Origin of the sequence: Paenibacillus nitricinens, assembly GCF_052056485.1 — a bacterium.
Lineage (GTDB): Bacteria > Bacillota > Bacilli > Paenibacillales > Paenibacillaceae > Paenibacillus_AQ > Paenibacillus_AQ nitricinens.
In genome coordinates this window covers 4,837,611-4,855,897 of the sequence record NZ_CP183948.1, presented here as the reverse complement: position 1 = coordinate 4,855,897, position 18,287 = coordinate 4,837,611, and the positions used below count along the sequence as shown (strand labels likewise).

The window sequence follows — 18,287 nt, the reverse complement described above, 5'->3', positions numbered from 1 at the left end:
CAAGTGAGAGGTGAGAACAATGGAAGAACATCAATTTGCGATGTGTCCCAGATTTGAAACAGCCTTCTCTTTCTTAGGCAAACGTTGGAATGGACTTATTATTCAGACATTGATGAGTGGACCGAAGCGGTTTAAAGATATCTCCGGCCTCATTCCTTCAATGAGCGATAAGATGCTGTCCGAGCGGATGAAGGATTTGGAAGGTGAGGGTATCCTGGTTAGGCATGTATACCCAGAAACACCCGTACGTATTGAGTACGAATTAACAGACAAAGGCCGTGCGTTGCAGCCTGTTATGCAGCAGATTCAGTCTTGGGCTGAGAGCTGGGTTGACTAAAATTCACAGTAATGTTGTGGCCCTTTTTCCGAAATGGTGGAAAAGGGGCTTTTCAATTTCTAAATATTAGACAGTGACAGTTGTGTTCCAATCCTTTATGCTTGAAAAAAACTTGCACAGTTTAAAAATAATTGTAATATAATAGAAAAACATTGTATGATCCTTGAATGGAAGCGCTCGCGTATTGGTTTTTGCTCAAATCTACTCAGCTGGAGTACAGGCATAGCAAAACTGTTAGGAGGCGAGGGAGATGAAGACGAAGACGACCCTATTTTCCCGGGAAATAACGTATGGAAAAAAGGATGTTGCTGAGCTAGAGAATGCTTCTATCAAAGTACAGCTCATCTATGACAAGACGTTGTTCATGCTGCATAGCCATCTTCCTGATTCCTTATGGGATGCGTGGATTGGCGTGCCTTACAGCATTATCTCTTCACTCTACAAAGGAAACAATGATAGTGGGACTATTTTTCAAAAATGGATTCAAAGTCCGACCGGCTGGAAGTGTATTGGTTGTGAACGGCACTGTCTGGAGTCCACGGAACCTCCACAAGATGTGAATGCGGCGAATCATGGGCGACAATATAAGTTTCATAACGGCATTCGCCAGAGTATGGTGCTTCAAGCCTTAATTTGGTCCATGTACGAGAATATCGTATTATTCAAACCCTTTTTAGGCGATGAGCCTTTTTTTGACGATGATGATTTGCATACGATATCCTCTTATTTCGTTCCAACTTATCTTAATGAGTTCCACCTTATTGAGCGGTCTAAGCCATGTAAAGAATACAAAGATCAGAATATACGAGTCTTTCAGGAATGGATTTCCGCACCTGATCTTGTCCTCAAATGGAATGGTGGCTTGACGGAAGGCAGATGGATGACCGGTGTTTATATGGATCACTCCCGTTTTGCTGGATTGGGACCTTATTTAAAGGATTCAAAGGGACAGCGGACGTATATGCAGGCTTATGTGCAATAAAGTGAGTTGAAAAAGCACCTTTGTAGGCAAAGGTGCTTTTTTGCGCTTACTATGTATGTACATTCTCCAATCTCGTTCAAAAATAAGATACAATTTCCGTGCGTACAATCACAAGTCAAAGTTCCTTTCAGGGTTAAGGTGAAGAAGTGGATAAGATTTATTCAGAACCTAATCCCATAACCCAAGGAGGAGCTATAATGGAAACTAAACAACTTAATGATAGTATTTCGGATTCGAAACAAGCAGAATCGGTACAGGCTGGGTTTACCCCAGATGCACTGGTGAGGGATATTGTATTGCAATTCCCTAAAGCGGCAGATTATTTTAAAGCAAAACGGATTGATTTTTGTTGCGGTGGAGCTAAACCACTTGCTGAAGCAGCAGCTGAGCGTGGTCTGGATCACGAGATAATCATCGGTGATCTAAACAAGCTGTTCCAAGAGTATCCAGTACCCCAAGAGGAAATCGCTTGGAATACTGCATCCTCAGAAGAGTTAATTGCCCGTATTATTAACAAACACCATCGTTATCTTCGTGAAGAGCTACCCCTCATTAGCCAAAATGTAACTAAAGTGTATCGAGTGCATGGTGGGGATTCTCCCCATTTGGTGGAATTATTTAACTTGTTCAACACACTTAAGGAAGACTTACTTGAGCATACGGCTAAAGAAGAAGAAGATGAGTTTCCTAAGCTGTTGACATACGCTGCTAATCCTAGTGAAGAAGGCCTGACATCGCTTCGGGAGTCATTGTCTGAGCTGGAGAGTGAGCATGATGGTGCGGGCGATATTTTGAGAAAAATACGTAGTGTTACAGATGATTTCACTCCACCGGCGCATGCTTGCACGACCTATCGATTGACATATGCCCGGCTGGAAGAGCTGGAGAGTATGACTTTTGAACACGTACATTTGGAGAATAATATATTGTTCCCTAGGTTTCAGTGAAGATGAATAGTGTTCTAAAGAGTCCCTTAGGGGGCTTTTTTATTTGAGAACATGGCTTGTTTAAGTTATCCTTAAAAAGACAGTATACATAACTTTACAAGCCTGAGACGCTATATGGTCATTAGGCGGGACAAGGCGGTGTCAGGATGCCCATACGATCTTTGTGGAAATTGATGCTAGGTTTAGTCATCGGATTCACAATAGGTGGATGCTCTACTAACAATGACAGCAATAGTAATGCTAATAATGGTGCGGCAGGATTAGAGGGACCGACAATATCGATAAGGGTTGGAGATAATGAACTGCTTACTAAACCATCGGACAGGTTACTTAGCGGGAGTTATAGAAATGGAATATCGCTCATGGAGCTCCTGAAAGGTAGTAATATTGCCACATTTGCGGAGGATAACTCAAGCATTCTTTCGGTAAAGGATTTTTCGCTAGAGTCGGGATTGGTTTGGGAGCTTCAGATGGGCGGTCAAATCATTGGGAATGCGGATTGGAATAATACTGTAGGGTATGATTCACAGCTAGTCTTCACCGCGAAGTCGAAGGATCATCAAGCACCACTTCAAACAGTAAGGCTGACCTTGAACGGTGGAAGTGTAGAAGTAGACCTGCATCATACGTATATTATTTTATTTAGAGAAGATTTAACCGTAAGAGATTTGCTCAAAAGCTGTAGTAGGGTACAATTGGCGGATGATAATAAAAAGGTGCTTTCCGTCAATGATTATACCCCTCTAAGTAATGAAGAATGGAAGCTGAAGGTGAACGGAAAACAACTACTCGATGATGGAATGGATATGAAGCTCAGGGCTCAAGATGAATTGGAGATTTTATTGACTTTACGCTAAAAATCGCACATTAAGCCAGATTAACGGTTGTTCAGAATCGTTAATCTGGCTTTTTATGTGGAAAAGATATCTGACAATTATGAGCACACTAAAGTGTGAAAATATTCACAATTAAAGTGACTGCAATCACAATGATGACTTGAATTTGAAACGTATAATTCCAATATGTAGAAGAGAGATTGATCAGGTATTCATAAGCTTGAGGAGGCACCTAACCATGACAACGATAAGAGAAAAACTAGTATTAGTCGGCAACGGTATGGCAGGCATAGGTACGATTGAGCAGATATTGAAGCTGGGTGGAGCTTATGACATTACGGTTTTTGGAAGTGAACCTCATCCCAATTACAATCGGATCATGTTGTCTTATGTTCTTGAAGGAAGTAAGACCCTTAATGATATCATCCTAAACGACTGGAATTGGTATGAGGACAATAATATAACTCTACACACGGGAACAACGGTGACACGAATTGATGAAGGCTCGAAGCAAGTGGTTACGGATAACGGGATGATAGTCCCCTATGACAAGGTAATTATTGCGACAGGTTCGAATTCGTTTATTCTACCTGTACCTGGCAGTGATAAAGAGGGCGTTGTAGGATTCCGGGATATTTCAGACTGTGATGCGATGCTGTCAGCGGCCAAGCAATACAGCAAAGCAGCTGTTATCGGCGGGGGGTTACTTGGGCTGGAAGCGGCAAAAGGTCTTGTGAACCTAGGCATGGACGTTACCGTAGTTCATTTGATGGAAGATCTGATGGAGCGTCAGCTTGATCGGAATGCCTCCTCGATGCTTCAAGCTGAGCTGGAGCGTCAAGGTGTGAAATTTGCTATGGGCAAACAAACGGTGGAATTGACCGGGGAACAGAGAGTTAGTGGATTGCGCTTCAGCGATGGCAGTATGCTTACAGCGGATTTTGTGGTAATGGCTGTTGGAATCAAACCGAACGTGACGTTGGCAAAAGAAAGCGGAATCTCCGTAAATCGTGGGATCGTGGTGGATGATTATTTGCAAACCTCGATGCAGAATGTTTATTCCATCGGCGAATGTGCCGAGCATCGCGGTATGTGTTACGGGCTGGTGGCTCCATTATTTGAACAAGGCATGGTTCTAGCTAAACATTTATGTGGTAGCAATACCAAGCCTTATGAAGGTTCGATTGTCTCCACGAAGCTTAAAATATCTGGGGTGGATGTATTTTCAGCGGGTGAGTTTTTGGATTCCTCTGATCACACGGTGATCTCAAACAAAGATGAATGGAAGAGAACCTATAAGAAAATTCTGCTCAAAAATAATGTGATTGTCGGTGCAGTATTGTTCGGTGATGTGACGGAGTCCGCCAATTTGCAAAAGCTAGTAAAACAAAGCGCGATAATGACCGATGAAATTTATACTGAAGTCATGGGAACGGGCTGCTGCGGTGGCGGAGCAAAGAAGAGTACATCCGTAGAAGCTATGGCGGACGAAGAAATTGTCTGCGGCTGTAACGGTGTAACTAAAAAAGCGATCGTAGATGCTGTTACTGAACATGGTTTTACTACTGTGGATGAGATCAAAGCATGTACTGGCGCTACTCGCTCTTGTGGTGGTTGCAAACCCGTAGTAGAACAAATCCTGCAATTTGTCTTAGGTGACAGTTTCCAGCAAGCTGCTAAGCAAGGTATTTGTGGGTGCACAACGCTTAACCGTGATGAAATTGTTGCTGAAATCACAGCTAAAGGTCTTAAAACAACAAAAGAGGTCATGAATGTACTCGGATGGAAACAAGAGGAAGGCTGCTCCAAGTGTCGTCCGGCAATTAACTATTATCTAGGAATGATGAACCCTGATACCCATCAGGATGAGAAAGAATCCCGATTTGTAAATGAAAGAATGGGTGCAAATATTCAAAAAGATGGAACCTACACCGTGATACCACGCATGTATGGTGGGGTAACAACACCGGAGGATTTGAAGAAAATCGCCGATGTCTCCCTTAAATATGACGTGAAAGTTGTGAAGGTGACTGGTGGGCAACGCCTGGATCTGATCGGGGTGAAAAAAGAGGATCTGCCGAAAGTATGGGAAGAGCTCGATATGCCATCAGGTTATGGTTATGCCAAATCGCTACGTACGGTTAAGACTTGTGTGGGTTCGCAGTTCTGCCGTTTCGGCACACAGGATTCGCTGGCAATGGGCGCGCTCATAGAACGTAAGTATGAACGTCTTGATTTTCCCGCCAAGTTTAAAATAGCTGTCAACGGCTGTCCACGTAACTGTGCGGAATCCTGCACGAAGGATATTGGCATCGTCGGTAATGATGGTGGTTGGGAAGTGTTTATCGGTGGTAACGGTGGGATCAAGCCAAGGATCGCTGACTCTTTCTGCAAAATTAAGACCGATGATGAGTTGATCGAGGTGTGCTCCGCTGTGATGCAATATTACCGTGAGACCGGCAATTATTTGGAAAGAACCTCCGAGTGGGTTGAGCGTATGGGACTTGAGCAGATTCAAACGGTCATTTTGGATAATGAAGATAACCGCAAAGAGCTGGCAGCACGGATTGACTTTGCTCTCACTCAGGTTACGGATCCTTGGAAAAAAATGCTCAATGACAGCAGCACTCGTACTGCGCTTTTTGAAGAAACAAGAGTCTAGCGGATATAACGCACACAGAAGGGGAGAGAGCAATGAATAAGACCACACAAACGTATGCAATAGGATCAGTACAGGATCTCCTGTTACAAATTGGCCGGGTAGTTGTGGCTGGAAATGTGGAACTGGCTGTATTTCGTACCTCTGACGGAGCGATTTATGCGCTTGAGAATCGGAGTCCTCATCCAAAAGGGGGGCCGCTTGCTGAAGGAATCGTTTCGGGTCACTTTCTTTATGATCCGCTGTATGATTGGAAAATAGATCTTCGCACGGGTGAAGTTCAGGCACCGGATCAAGGTATCGTTGTGACTTATCCAGTCTCCCTTGACGGAGACATTGTGACAGTGAGCTTGTAGACACCGAAGCTTGTAGTAAAGGATGAAATAGAAAACGGTGGGGTGGAGTATTATGTTTACTCAGAGTGTGGAGAACATTGTCGAGGCGGCAGTCAGTAAGCGTGACCAAATGAATGAAAGTTTACCAAGATATTTTCTGGCAGCCCTTTTGGCAGGGGCATATGTAGGCATTGGGATTATCCTTATTTTCTCGCTGGGAGCGCCTCTAGCGGCTGCCAAATCGCCCTTCCAACCCCTCATTATGGGTGCATCCTTCGGTATTGCCTTGACTCTTGTTGTGTTTGCAGGCTCAGAGCTGTTTACCGGAAATAATATGTTCTTTACGGTTAGTACACTAGCTGGTAGAACAAGTATCTGGGATACTGTTAAGAACTGGGTGCTTGTGTTTGTAGGGAATGTGGTAGGGGCAGTGATTTTAGCACTTTTGATTCGAGGAACTGGACTATTCAGTGCGGCTCCCCCAGAGCATCTGATCTTTGCGGCTGCAGCCAAGAAAATGAGCCTTCCGTTTTCAGAGCTTTTTTTCCGGGGGATTCTATGTAACTGGCTGGTCTGTCTAGCACTATGGATGGCCTCACGCGCCAAAAGTGAAACGGCCAAGCTGGTTCTAATCTGGTGGTGTTTATTTGCCTTTATTGCGAGTGGCTATGAGCACAGTGTGGCTAATATGACGCTGCTGAGTGTTGCTGTGCTGCTCCCGAATCACCCGGAAACCGTTACAATTGCCGGATGGATACACAATATGATACCCGTTACGTTAGGAAATATAATTGGCGGTGGCGTATTCGTCGGTATGGCCTACTGGATGATTTCTCCCGTGCGTGGTGCTCAGACCAAACGTTAAGTTAAGAGCATATTTATGATTAAGAGCTGACCCGATTCGGGATCAGTTCTTTTTCATCATTGTGCTATAAAAAAAGACGCCCTCGCTAGGCGTCTTCGACCACTCTATTTTATAATGTGCAGAATAATTGGGTCATATATGTTTCATTGAGGAGAATAGAGGGTATATTATAAGACAGAAATTTAGATCCGGCAGATTTCGTTAGGACACATTTCGCAGTGGCAAATTTCCTGCAGCATGCCCAGATCCTTGATGACAATCATACCGTTCTCGTACTCAACCGCATCTTTTTTACGCAAGTCGCTCAACATCCGGTTCACACTCTCACGAGTAGCGCCGATCATGTTGGACAAATCTGTATGCGTAATTTTTTTGTTGATGAGGATATTCTCACCATCGCTGCTCTTCTCACCATAGGTGTTGCCGAGGCGAATGAGAGTGGAGCAAAGTGCGCCTGGTTTGCCGTACATCATCAGATCACGGAATTTCGTTTGAGTTAGACGGTGATGAATGCCCATCCATTTCATAAAGTCGATCGCAAAATCACAATGCTGGCAAATGAGAATTTCTAAATCCTTTTGCTCGATAACGCCAACTTCACTTTCTTCAATCACTTCTGCAGTAAAGCTGTGCTTGGTGCTGAAGAATGGGTCCGCTTGACCTACCATATCGCCGGCTTGGTACATATAAAGAATAAGTTCCTTACCTTCATCCGTTGATTTAGTTAATTTCACACGTCCACGTTTGATATAAAACAATTTATCCGAGTAGTCGCCTTCCCAGAAAAGATGTGAACCCTCTGGAACAACGCGTTCTTTCATCGTAACAAGAAGTCTGTTGAAATTCTGTTCGGAGAAACAGTTTGTATTTCCGTGGGCTTCGATGACATTGTAATGTTCTTTTAGCATAATCGACATCCCCTTTATTCCCTCAGTTTTTCAGTAAATTTTAAATTAATTATACCTCTAAAATCTTTGATTTGGTTAAGAAAAACCATTTAAAAGTGTCGAATTTTCAACATTGTGATTATTTTCACTTCAAAAGTGCAAGATGTAATATGATTTTTAACTAAAAAGGAGTAAGAAGTATATGTTCTTTATATATCAGCAGTGGCAATCCATTATTCTCAAATAATGGGTCTGTCACTGTTTATTTTGTTCTTATTAGATTCTATATAGTATACTGCAAAAATTCATGATATAGAAATCCATTCGATTTCAATTCCGTATAAATGCACATATCTTCATTAAGGTCAGACATTGGCGCAACGGGTATGGAACGATATCCTGAGAATGGAGCAAAAACCAGGAGAAGGGGAAATCATACATGGCTAAAGTGGCTGACAAATATCTTAAGGTAGATCCTTGGGCAATTATTGAAGAGGGCTTTGATCCAGAACGAAATCGGACCTCGGAATCTATTTTTTCGCTGGGAAATGAGTATATGGGTGTGCGGGGGTATGCTGAGGAAGGTTACTCTGGGGATTTCCTGCAAGGCAGTTATTTCAACGGGCTAAATGAACAATTGGACATTGGCAATCATTATAAAGGGATTATTCGCTCGCTGAGATATATGGTGAATGCGGTGGACTGGCTGTATACGCGGATCACTGTGAATGGTGAACAGCTCGATCTGGCAAAAAGTAAAATATCGGAATATGTACGCAAACTGGATCTTCGTAGTGGGACCTATCGGCGGGAGCTACTCTGGCACCTAGATGATGGGAAAATCTTAAAAGTTGTCTTTACTCGTTTGGTAAGTATGACGATGTCTCATCTGGGACTACAGCGGGTGGAATTTGAGCCCCTTAATTTCTCGGGCAGCGTGGACATTTGTGCAGGTCTTGATTTCAGCATTATTCATGAGGAACGCGGCGAATGTATGTGGAGTAGTCTCCGCAGTGGAGAACAAGGATCTGCCACAGCTATTATGGCGAGAACAGTGAATACAGCTAACAAACTATTCTCAAGCTTTTCGTTACAATCTTCACAGCCGCTTCAGCTTACGCGAGTTGAACATGATAAATTTATTGGACAAAGCTTTACTATGGATCTTGCTCAGGGAGAAGCGGCCCATTTTACAAAGCTGGTTATCAACTGTTCGGATAGTGAATCTGCCCATACAGCTGAAGAGCTGTGGAGCAAAGGGCTAGCTCTTGCTGAAAGTGCAAGCCAATTGAGTGATACTCAAATATTCGCGGATCAGACAGCATATTGGAATGGGATCTGGGAGACAAGTGATATTCGGATCGAGGGCGATCCTGAGAATCAGCAGGGCATTCGGTTTTGCATTTTCCAGCTTTATCAGACTTATCATGGGGATCATCCAGGGTTCAACATCGGCGCTAAGGGATTGACGGGAGAAGTGTATCGTGGTTTGGCATTTTGGGATACAGAGTCGTATTGCTTACCATTCTATATGTTTAATAATCCTAAGGCCGCCCGGAGCTTACTGGACTTTAGATATAAGACATTACCTCAGGCTATGCAACGTGCTAAAGATGTTGATTGCGAGGGAGCTTGCTACCCTATTGCTACTATAGACGGAACAGAAAGCTGTGATCTCTGGCAGCATTCGAATCTTCAGCTTCATGTAGGGACTGCTATTTCCTATGGTATCTGGCATTATGTCAAAAATACTGGGGATAAAGAATTCCTGCATAGTAAAGGCGCTGAAATGCTGATCCAGATTAGCAGATTCTATGCTACACGCGGTCAATGGGGTCAACAGAGTGGGAAATATGGATATTTTGGCGTAATGGGTCCTGATGAGTTCCAATTGATGGTGAATAATAACTGCTATATTAATTTGATGGCCCAAAAATCATTTGAATACACTCTAGACACCCTGAGTGAAATGAAAGAACAGGCACCGGAGGCCTTTGCATTGGTTGCGGAAAAGACGGGGCTCCGTAATGAAGAGCTTACCGATTGGGAAAATAAAGCAGACAATATGAAGATTCCTGCTGACGAAGTGACAGGCGTATTTGAGGAGCATGATGGATTCTTCGATATGCCGCATATTGATATTCACTCCATTCCTGTAACAGAGTTTCCGCTCTACTCGAACTGGTCGTATGATCGATTGTACCGTTATGACATGATTAAGCAACCGGATGTTCTCATGTTTATGTTCTTATATAATGGACAATTCACTAAAGAAGAGAAGCTGGCTAACTATGAATATTACGAGTCTAGATGTATTCATGAGTCTTCACTTTCGCCTTCGATCCATTCCATACTGGCAAGCGAAATCGGCAAGCCAGAAGAAGCGTATTCGTTCTTTGAATTTGCGACAAGACTGGATTTAGACAATTACAACCGTAATACACGCGAAGGATTGCACACGACTTCGATTGCAGCCGCTTGGATGAATATTGTGTATGGCTTTGGCGGTATGCGTTCAGATGGGGATCGGTTGTCCTTCCAGCCTTCATTGCCGGAGCGCTGGAGCGAGTATAGCTTCCAAGTGATGTATGAAGGGGTATTACTACGTATTTTGGTCAACAAGACTTCAGTAACGCTCACCGCAATTAATGGGGGGAGCACTGATATTATATTGTATGGGCAGTCAATAACGGTGGACGCTTCCGGGACGACGCTTCCGCTAGGTGAAGGGATGTTGGCTCGATGAGCTGGGCGGTTAGGGATAGCTGTTTTGACAAGCAGCTTGTGACGACGAACGGGAACAAATATATGTTAGGCAATGGGTATATGGGATATCGCGGTACTCTTGAGGAATTCGGTAAAGCTGAGTTAGTTGCCGTAACTTTAGCTGGTCTATATGACAAAGCGGGAGATAAGTGGAGAGAACCCGTCAATGCTCCTAATGGATTATGGACCAAGATTGTCTGCAATGGTGAACCTTTAAGTGTGCTAGAGCGTGAACCTAGCTCTCATATGCAGGAGCTGAATATTCGTAGTGCCATTCATCATCGGAGTACTGGCTATAGTCTATCTGATGGTGGGACGTTGACATTTACAGCAGATCGTTTCGTAAGCCAGGACAATCTGCACCTCCTCGTTAGTAAATACACTATCCACAGTACACAGGACTGCCCAATTGTGATTGAGACCGGAATTGACGTAGATGTATGGGATATCAATGGTCCCCATCTCTATGGTCAAAAAGTACAGTCAAAGGGTGAGGTACTAGTCTCTTCCTCCACTAGTGGAGAATTGAAGGTTCCGGTAGTTGTGGCGGAGAGAGCCGTATTTAATTTCGGAGATCAGCAACTGGATGAGGGCGCTAGTATTCGCCGGATTTCTTTTGAAGCAAGTGCGGGTGAGACCTATGAATGGTTTAAGTACGTTGCGGTGTATACTGGGCTTGATGTTAGTGAACCGGAGGCAGAAGCTGTGAAATCTGTCCGTGGAGCTGAGGCACTCGGTTATGACGAATTGTTTAAAGCTCACAACCAGCTATGGGAAGAAAGATGGTCACTTAGCGATGTCATTATCGAAGGCGACGAGGATGCTCAATTTGCACTGAGATACAGTATTTATCAGCTGTTAATTATTGCACCTACAGTTTCGGAAAAAGTTTCTATCCCGGCTCGAGGTTTATCGGGTCAGGTCTATAAAGGGGCCGTATTCTGGGATACAGAGATGTTTATGCTGCCCTTCTTCCTGCATACGGATCCAACGGTTGCTCGCAACCTGATGATGTACCGGATTCATACCTTGGACGGAGCTCGCCGGAAGGCCGCGGAATATGGTTTTCTGGGAGCATTCTATGCTTGGGAAAGTCAGGATACAGGAGACGATGCTTGTACTCTGTTTAATGTGAACGATGTATTTACCGGTCGACCAATGCGGACTTATTTCCGCGATAAGCAGGTCCATATCAGTGGGGATGTTGTACATGGGATCTGGAAATACGTTCAATTTACAGGTGACGAGAGTCTGTTGACTAGCGGAGGGGCGGAAGTGATCTGGGAATGTGCCCGGTTCTTCTACTCTTATGCCTACTATAATTCGGTAAAAGAACGCTTCGAGATTTTAGATGTTACAGGTCCAGACGAATATCATGAGCGTGTGAACAATAATGCCTTTACGAATGCTCTGGTGAAGGAGACCCTGGAGATAGCCCTGCGCACTGCAGAATTGCTGCAAGATAAGTATCCTGAAGTGTACAACCAACTGTCTACAGAGTTTAGTGAAGGTCCGTTTCTTACAGAGTTCAAAGCTATGCTGGATAGCTTCTATGTTCCGCAGCCAGACCCTGCCAGTCTTGTCATTGAACAATTTGACCGATACTTCACCTTAGAAGATGTTAGGCTGACAGAATTGAAATCCCGTGTACTTAATAAAAATGAGTATTTGGGTGGGGGTAATGGATTAGCTACAACGACAACCATCCTGAAGCAAGCAGACGTCGTGTTGATGTTGAATCTATTCAAACATTCCTTCACCAAGGAAGTGAAGCAAGCAAACTGGGAATTCTACGAGCCACGCACCGAACATGGGTCAAGTCTCAGTCCTTGCATCTATGCTTTGGTAGCTGCCGATATTGGTTCGCCGGATTGGGGATATCCATATTTTATGCGGACAGCTACTGTTGATCTTACGGGAGAATCTAAGCAGTATGTAGGGGATCTCTATATTGGTGGTACACACCCAGCCGCTAACGGTGGTGCATGGATGGCTGCGGTGCTTGGTTTTGCAGGGTTGGATTATGATGGAGAAACTGTCCATATCAAACCTTCACTGCCTAAACATTGGCAGTCTGTTGAGCTTCCGGTTACGCTTCGGGGAGATACCTTTAAACTGCGGATCAGCAAGGATGAGGTTACAGTTACCACAGCAGCTGACTACAGAGGGACTCTGGTGTTCTCGGTACAAGGGCGGGAAGGAAAGTCCTGTGGTGCAGGGGAGAGCTTGCGGCTAGCTTTGACCGAAACAACAGTATAGACATTACTTATCAACGGAGAGGAAGTAAATCCATGTTGCAAAATATGAAAGGCGCCATTTTCGATCTGGATGGCGTTATCGTAGATACAGCCAAATATCATTATTTGGCTTGGGCGAGTCTTGCTGATGAACTTGGCTTTGTATTTACGGAGGAGGATAATGAACGCCTTAAAGGTGTGAGCCGAATGAGATCGCTCGATATTCTTCTGGAAGTTGGCGGACTCCAGTTTGAAGAAGCGGAGAAGCTTGCTATGGCGGAGAAAAAGAATCGCCTATATGTAGAATACATCTCTAAGCTGGAGGCGTCAGAACTGCTTCCTGGCGTCAAAGAATACTTAACTGGACTTCGAACACGTGGGATTGGAATTGCGTTAGGTTCAGCAAGTAAGAATGCGGAGTTTATTCTGAATAAGCTGAACATTACGGATCTGTTCGATGCTGTTGTTGATGGGAACAAAGTGTCTCTTGCTAAGCCAGACCCAGAGGTATTCTTAATCGCTGGTCAGGAGTTAGGTTTACAGCCGGACGAATGTGTCGTGTTTGAGGATGCGGAGGCGGGCGTTCAAGCAGGTAAGGCTGCAGGTATGAAGGTAGTTGGTATTGGCAAGCCGGAAGTGCTGAAGGAAGCCGATATGGTTGTAAAAGGATTGTATGAGTTGTTGACAGACTAAAGCTCTAAATGAACATGGGAACGACTCCAAAGTAGTTGACGCTACTGTGGGGTCGTTCTTTTTTTATCTTATTTATTCTGATTTCCTACGCTCACGCTCTGAATTCAGCTGACAAGTACAGCTGTTTGAAAAAACCAACGTGCATCCGATGGCTGAACGTGATGATGCAGTTTAGAAAGCTTTACTCAAAAGACTCAAGAAGCTCAGAGGGAGTATCGAGTCCCAAAGCCCCACGCAGTGTCCCCTGCGCGCCCTCAATTTTTCTGTTTTCGGTTTTTTTGAGAGGGAAGAAGGTCATGGAGAGGAATTTTGGAACTGGAGGAGCGAAAGCGTCCGCCTTTGTCTCCGGATTTTATCCACCAGTGGCGGTATAAATCAGAAAATCTGGAGACAACAGCGGCCGTAAGTCCAAAGTTTCCTCGTAATGACACCATGATTCCCACTCTTTCAAATACGCACAACAGAAAAAAACTACATACAAATGACCATAAAAAACTTTAAAATGAACATATGTAAGCGTTTGTCCCTTTGATATAGTTATTTAACCCGGAGGTGTGACTATAGTGTTGTCTAGGCTGATTAGATTGATTCGAAAGCTGAACGTGAAGCAGCAGCTCATCCTACTATTCCTGATTATGATTTCTCCTATTTTCTTTTTGAACATATATGGAAATTTGAAGGCAGAGCAAATACTGAAGCGCCATGTTACGAATGCATATGTGGAATTGAACAAGCAGAACTTTACGATCATTAACCGGGATATCGACACCGTAAATAAAATCACTACCACCGTGATTCAAAATCCTCTAATTCAGCAAATTAATATGACTGGCTCGGATACCATACTGGAGCGAGTCAAACGATATGAGACGATAGAGAAGCTATTGCTCAGTTACTCTCAGGGTGCTGAACGTGGTGACGGCATTTACTACTCTCTTTATATATACGATCCGACTGATTATTACTTTTTTGCTCCCAATTTTCCACAGGTTAAGAAGGCAGGAGTTTATTTCTTTTCTAAAGCCGAAGAGCCTTACTGGTTTGAGGAGGTTGTTCAGAAAAAAGGACGCGGCTCGCTGAAGTTCACGGAGAGGCTAAGTGCTCAAGCGGAGAATTTAAAGACACTTACTTACATGAGAGCTGTAAACAACATTTCTAGAAAAGCGGAGACTATTGGCGTTTTGGTCATCACCAAAATGGACTCTAAAATTGGAGAATCCCTCAAATCGATATCTTTACCTGACGGCGAAATTTACTTAACAGATTTAAACAACCGTGTTCTTGCCTCCACTACTAATAATACTGGGGAAGTGATTGCGTTGCCGGAGACGGTTGTTGCCGAGGATCTGGAAGGTACTGTGGATGTGATTACCTCCGATTTTATCTATGTGGTTAACAATAACCATGCGCTTGGACAAAAACTGGTCTACAAAGTTCCGGTGAAGGCGCTACTGCAGCAACAGAACGAAATGAAAAGTGTTATTCAATATATCACCGTGGCTTATGCGGTATTTGGACTAATTATGATTACATACTTCTGGCGTTCATTAATGACTCCTTTGCAAAAGCTGGCTTTTTTCGTGCGAAAATACGAGCCGGGTAATCGAGTTCCAGAGACGCCACGGAGGGGGAGTAACGATGAGGTCAGTGTGCTGATTGCATCTACCTATGATATGGCCCGAAGGCTGAATGGATTAATCACATACAAATATCAGATGGAGCTTAAACAGAAAGAATCCCAGCTTCAACTTCTATATCAACAAATCAACCCTCATTTGCTTTATAACACCCTAGAGAGCATTTATTGGAAAAGCTCTTTAGAAGGAAATGTCGAATCCGCCGAGATGATCAAGGAATTGTCCAAACTAATGAAGATCAGTCTTAGTCGGGGAAGGGAGCTGATCAGCCTTGAAGAAGAGCTGGAGCATGCAACAGCCTATATCAAGCTGCAGCAGCACCGTTATGATTATGTATTTCAAGTTGTGATGAATATTCACCCGGATACGAAAAGCAACCTAATTCCTAAAATCACGCTGCAGCCATTGATAGAAAATGCTATTATTCATGGGGTTAAAAATATGGGCGAGGATGGTGAGATCACCATCACTGCAGTATGTGAGGATGAAACCGTTAGGATCTCTATTGAAGATAACGGCTATAAGTCTGTTGACTATGAAGCCATAGAAGCTGTATTGAATGATGATAGCCCCAATCCTACTAGCGGTTATGGTATCCGCAATATTAACCAGCGTATTCATTTACATTTTGGCTCTGATTATGGCATCAGCTATACCCCTCGTACAGAAGGCGGAACGCTAGTAACGGTTAAGCTTCCGAAATCGGAGAATCAGGACTAAGGAAGGGGAGCGTGCAGATATGTTCAATATATTGGTTGTGGATGACGAACCATTGATTTGTAAAGGATTGAGCAATTTATTAGCTTCATCCGGGCTGGATATTTCTAATATCTATACAGCTAATAGCGGATTTGAAGCGCTAGACTGTATCCGTATGGAGGAGATTGATCTGCTCGTTACAGATATTCAGATGGGTGCGATGAGTGGAATTGATCTGATGCAGCATGCAAAACTGGCCAAACCATGGGTACAGACCATCGTGATTTCTGCTCATGAAACGTTTCAATATGCTCAAATGGCCGTTAGGCTCGGGGCAAAGGACTATTTAATCAAACCTTTAAATAGTGAGCAATTTTTGGATTCGGTCCGAAATGTGCTCCTTAAGATGGGGAAGCCCTCACCAGAACTAGATGTCTTTATGTCTGGAATTAACGAAAGCTTTCGACTGGAAGAGCCGCTGCCGGAATATAGTAAGTTCTTGAACGAATTGCTCATTGACCCTGGGGTTGTACTAGCTGAGGCAGATAACCTGCAGAAGCTGGATAACCTGAAGCTACAAGGGCCGTATTTTTCCGTCTTAAAACTTAAGGTACCACTAACTGGAGTGAACCAGAATAAGCAGTATACTTTGCGGGACAGACGGCTTCTTTGTTATGCTGCGCTGAACATTGCCAAAGAATTAATGGATCAGGAATGGAACTCGATAGCCTTTTATGCGCCGGATGGAGAAATTACGATCATTATCCAATGGGATGAAAAAAGCTATGAGGATTCTTCTGCCGGTCAAATCAACAGGCTAGATATACTTGGTCGTAGTCTTCATTTTAATATCCATAAATATTTACATCTGAATGTGGTCATTGGCATTAGCCAGATTTTAAAGGGGCTTTCGTTTATGGCCGTTTTGAACCGTCAGGCCTCTAATGCAATTCTCTGGAATAATGAGCATAGTGACCATTACGTGTTCTATTATGGGGATTTCAACTGGAACAGCTACACGAGTGATCCTTCTGTAGAAGAACTACATACTCATAGCAATCTGATCGTACAAAAAGCAAAAGAATATATTGACGAGAACTATGCTCAAAAAGGACTTACTATTCACGATGTGGCTAAGAAGAATCATGTTAGCCCCAATTATTTGAGCTACCTGTTTAAGAAAAATACAGGTTATAACCTGTGGGAATATGTAATCAAGCTCCGGATGGAAGAAAGCCGGGAAATGATTTTGAATACCGATCTTCGCAGATACGAAATTGCGGAACGTGTGGGTTATGAATCGCCGGAACATTTTAGTAAAATTTTCAAGAAATATTATGGAATTAGTCCAAGCGAATTGAAGAAGTAAAAACACTCATGACTTCGGTAGATATAGACATGTTCAGTACAACCCTCATTTCCTACAATTTAAGGTAGGAAGCATTTTGCGAAAAATGCTGAAAGAACAATGGAATGAGGGAGCCTGATGAATCAAACCGCAGTAGTAACCGAAAACCCGGCGACGCTGAAGGGGACACCGTACAAGCAAAACCGCTGGAAGAAAAACTTTTGGGGATATATGTTCCTCGTACCTGCCATTATTATTTTTATAATGTTCTTATGGGTTCCAATTTTTAAAGGCTTACTGTACAGCTTCTACCATGTTGATTTTGTTAAAGGAAACAGCTTCGTAGGCTTTGAGAACTACAGTAGAGCACTTAGTGATCCAGATGTCCTGACCGCATTAAAGAACACTGGGTATTATATGTTCCTATGTCTTATTATTGGATTCTGGGTTCCGATTGCTTTTGCCATCATGATCTCAGAGCTGAGAAAGTTTGGGGGCTTTGTACGTGTAGCGGCTTACCTTCCTTTCGTAATGCCTGGTGTGGTTCTCTATGGACTATGGAGATGGCTTTATGATCCGGTCGGCCCAATTAATGCATTACTAGGCACGTTGGGTGTGGACCAGGTTGCCTTTTTAACAGATACAAGATGGTCGATGATTTCTCTTGTGTTTATGGAGACATGGCAGCAGTTCGGATCAGGGATGCTAATATACTTGGCTGCTGTACTTAGTATTCCAAGAGATTGGTATGAAGCCGCTGAAATTGATGGAGCTGGTGTGTGGGCACGTATAAAGTACATCACCTTGCCTTCACTCCGTAATTTAATCTTTTTGATGCTAATACTACAAGTTATTGGTACTTCACAAGGGTATCAGTCACAGATGGCACTGCTTGATGGTGGGCCGAATAACACTACGCTTACCTATGCGCTGTTGATCGTAAAATATGCTTTTACAAGACTCGATTATGGAACAGCTACTGCGCTTGGCATGTTAATGTTCATTGTCCTGGGTGGTTTGGGCATTTTACAGTTCAAGCTTAACAAGGAGGACTACTAA

14 protein-coding genes are annotated in these 18,287 nt (G+C 43.5%); 13 read left to right on the top strand and 1 reads right to left on the bottom strand.

The genetic code is table 11. The features are described 5' to 3' along the window. Nucleotides 1-19 precede the first annotated feature (19 nt). From ACN6KS_RS21685 to ACN6KS_RS21655, 7 genes are all read left to right on the top strand, one after another. Entirely contained in the window at nt 20-337 is a 318-nt protein-coding gene (locus ACN6KS_RS21685; RefSeq protein WP_042129916.1) for a winged helix-turn-helix transcriptional regulator, read from the top strand. Between the two features lie 250 nt (nt 338-587). Continuing rightward, the gene (locus ACN6KS_RS21680; protein WP_094873752.1) at nt 588-1,319 is read left to right on the top strand and encodes a hypothetical protein; all 732 of its coding nucleotides are present in this window, start codon (nt 588-590) and stop codon (nt 1,317-1,319) included. Nucleotides 1,320-1,516: 197 nt separating this feature from the next. Further along, nucleotides 1,517-2,266, top strand: coding sequence for an iron-sulfur cluster repair di-iron protein (gene ric / locus ACN6KS_RS21675; RefSeq protein WP_440960455.1), 750 nt, complete (start codon nt 1,517-1,519; stop codon nt 2,264-2,266). A gap of 146 nt (nt 2,267-2,412) precedes the next feature. Continuing rightward, on the top strand, nt 2,413-3,123 hold the full coding sequence (locus tag ACN6KS_RS21670) for a hypothetical protein (RefSeq protein WP_094877968.1): 711 nt from the start codon (nt 2,413-2,415) through the stop codon (nt 3,121-3,123). Nucleotides 3,124-3,340: 217 nt separating this feature from the next. Beyond that, nucleotides 3,341-5,764, top strand: a complete 2,424-nt coding sequence (gene nirB / locus ACN6KS_RS21665; RefSeq protein WP_440960454.1) for a nitrite reductase large subunit NirB — start codon at nt 3,341-3,343, stop codon at nt 5,762-5,764. Between the two features lie 32 nt (nt 5,765-5,796). Next, a complete protein-coding gene (gene nirD / locus ACN6KS_RS21660; RefSeq protein WP_280786675.1) occupies nt 5,797-6,117 on the top strand; it encodes a nitrite reductase small subunit NirD in 321 nt (106 codons plus the stop codon). Between the two features lie 52 nt (nt 6,118-6,169). After that, nucleotides 6,170-6,961 (top strand): formate/nitrite transporter family protein, encoded by a 792-nt coding sequence (locus ACN6KS_RS21655; RefSeq protein ID WP_341135406.1) that lies wholly within the window; start codon nt 6,170-6,172, stop codon nt 6,959-6,961. 182 nt (nt 6,962-7,143) lie between these two features. Here ACN6KS_RS21655 and ACN6KS_RS21650 read toward each other — a convergent pair whose 3' ends face one another. Further along, a complete protein-coding gene (locus ACN6KS_RS21650; protein ID WP_042129903.1) occupies nt 7,144-7,869 on the bottom strand; it encodes a Crp/Fnr family transcriptional regulator in 726 nt (241 codons plus the stop codon). A 418-nt stretch (nt 7,870-8,287) separates the two neighbouring features. On the opposite strand from ACN6KS_RS21650, the gene ACN6KS_RS21645 reads away from it, so the two are divergent. From ACN6KS_RS21645 to ACN6KS_RS21620, 6 genes are all read left to right on the top strand, one after another. Beyond that, nucleotides 8,288-10,594, top strand: coding sequence for a glycoside hydrolase family 65 protein (locus ACN6KS_RS21645; protein WP_440960453.1), 2,307 nt, complete (start codon nt 8,288-8,290; stop codon nt 10,592-10,594). Then, the gene (locus ACN6KS_RS21640; RefSeq protein WP_440960452.1) at nt 10,591-12,873 is read left to right on the top strand and encodes a glycosyl hydrolase family 65 protein; all 2,283 of its coding nucleotides are present in this window, start codon (nt 10,591-10,593) and stop codon (nt 12,871-12,873) included. The genes ACN6KS_RS21645 and ACN6KS_RS21640 overlap by 4 nt, the downstream gene beginning before the upstream one ends. Nucleotides 12,874-12,905: 32 nt before the next feature. Further along, nucleotides 12,906-13,544 (top strand): beta-phosphoglucomutase, encoded by a 639-nt coding sequence (gene pgmB, locus ACN6KS_RS21635; RefSeq protein WP_440960451.1) that lies wholly within the window; start codon nt 12,906-12,908, stop codon nt 13,542-13,544. A gap of 563 nt (nt 13,545-14,107) precedes the next feature. Beyond that, the gene (locus ACN6KS_RS21630) at nt 14,108-15,901 is read left to right on the top strand and encodes a cache domain-containing sensor histidine kinase (RefSeq protein ID WP_373455904.1); all 1,794 of its coding nucleotides are present in this window, start codon (nt 14,108-14,110) and stop codon (nt 15,899-15,901) included. A gap of 19 nt (nt 15,902-15,920) precedes the next feature. Continuing rightward, nucleotides 15,921-17,249, top strand: a complete 1,329-nt coding sequence (locus ACN6KS_RS21625; protein WP_094873731.1) for a response regulator — start codon at nt 15,921-15,923, stop codon at nt 17,247-17,249. Between the two features lie 117 nt (nt 17,250-17,366). After that, entirely contained in the window at nt 17,367-18,287 is a 921-nt protein-coding gene (locus tag ACN6KS_RS21620) for a carbohydrate ABC transporter permease (RefSeq protein WP_094877975.1), read from the top strand.

Coding starts and splice junctions, on each gene's coding strand:
- ACN6KS_RS21685 (WP_042129916.1), top strand. CDS start 20: ATGGAAGAACATCAATTTGCGATGTGTCCCAGATTTGAAACAGCCTTC.
- ACN6KS_RS21680 (WP_094873752.1), top strand. CDS start 588: ATGAAGACGAAGACGACCCTATTTTCCCGGGAAATAACGTATGGAAAA.
- ric (WP_440960455.1), top strand. CDS start 1,517: ATGGAAACTAAACAACTTAATGATAGTATTTCGGATTCGAAACAAGCA.
- ACN6KS_RS21670 (WP_094877968.1), top strand. CDS start 2,413: ATGCCCATACGATCTTTGTGGAAATTGATGCTAGGTTTAGTCATCGGA.
- nirB (WP_440960454.1), top strand. CDS start 3,341: ATGACAACGATAAGAGAAAAACTAGTATTAGTCGGCAACGGTATGGCA.
- nirD (WP_280786675.1), top strand. CDS start 5,797: ATGAATAAGACCACACAAACGTATGCAATAGGATCAGTACAGGATCTC.
- ACN6KS_RS21655 (WP_341135406.1), top strand. CDS start 6,170: ATGTTTACTCAGAGTGTGGAGAACATTGTCGAGGCGGCAGTCAGTAAG.
- ACN6KS_RS21650 (WP_042129903.1), bottom strand. CDS start 7,869: ATGCTAAAAGAACATTACAATGTCATCGAAGCCCACGGAAATACAAAC.
- ACN6KS_RS21645 (WP_440960453.1), top strand. CDS start 8,288: ATGGCTAAAGTGGCTGACAAATATCTTAAGGTAGATCCTTGGGCAATT.
- ACN6KS_RS21640 (WP_440960452.1), top strand. CDS start 10,591: ATGAGCTGGGCGGTTAGGGATAGCTGTTTTGACAAGCAGCTTGTGACG.
- pgmB (WP_440960451.1), top strand. CDS start 12,906: ATGTTGCAAAATATGAAAGGCGCCATTTTCGATCTGGATGGCGTTATC.
- ACN6KS_RS21625 (WP_094873731.1), top strand. CDS start 15,921: ATGTTCAATATATTGGTTGTGGATGACGAACCATTGATTTGTAAAGGA.
- ACN6KS_RS21620 (WP_094877975.1), top strand. CDS start 17,367: ATGAATCAAACCGCAGTAGTAACCGAAAACCCGGCGACGCTGAAGGGG.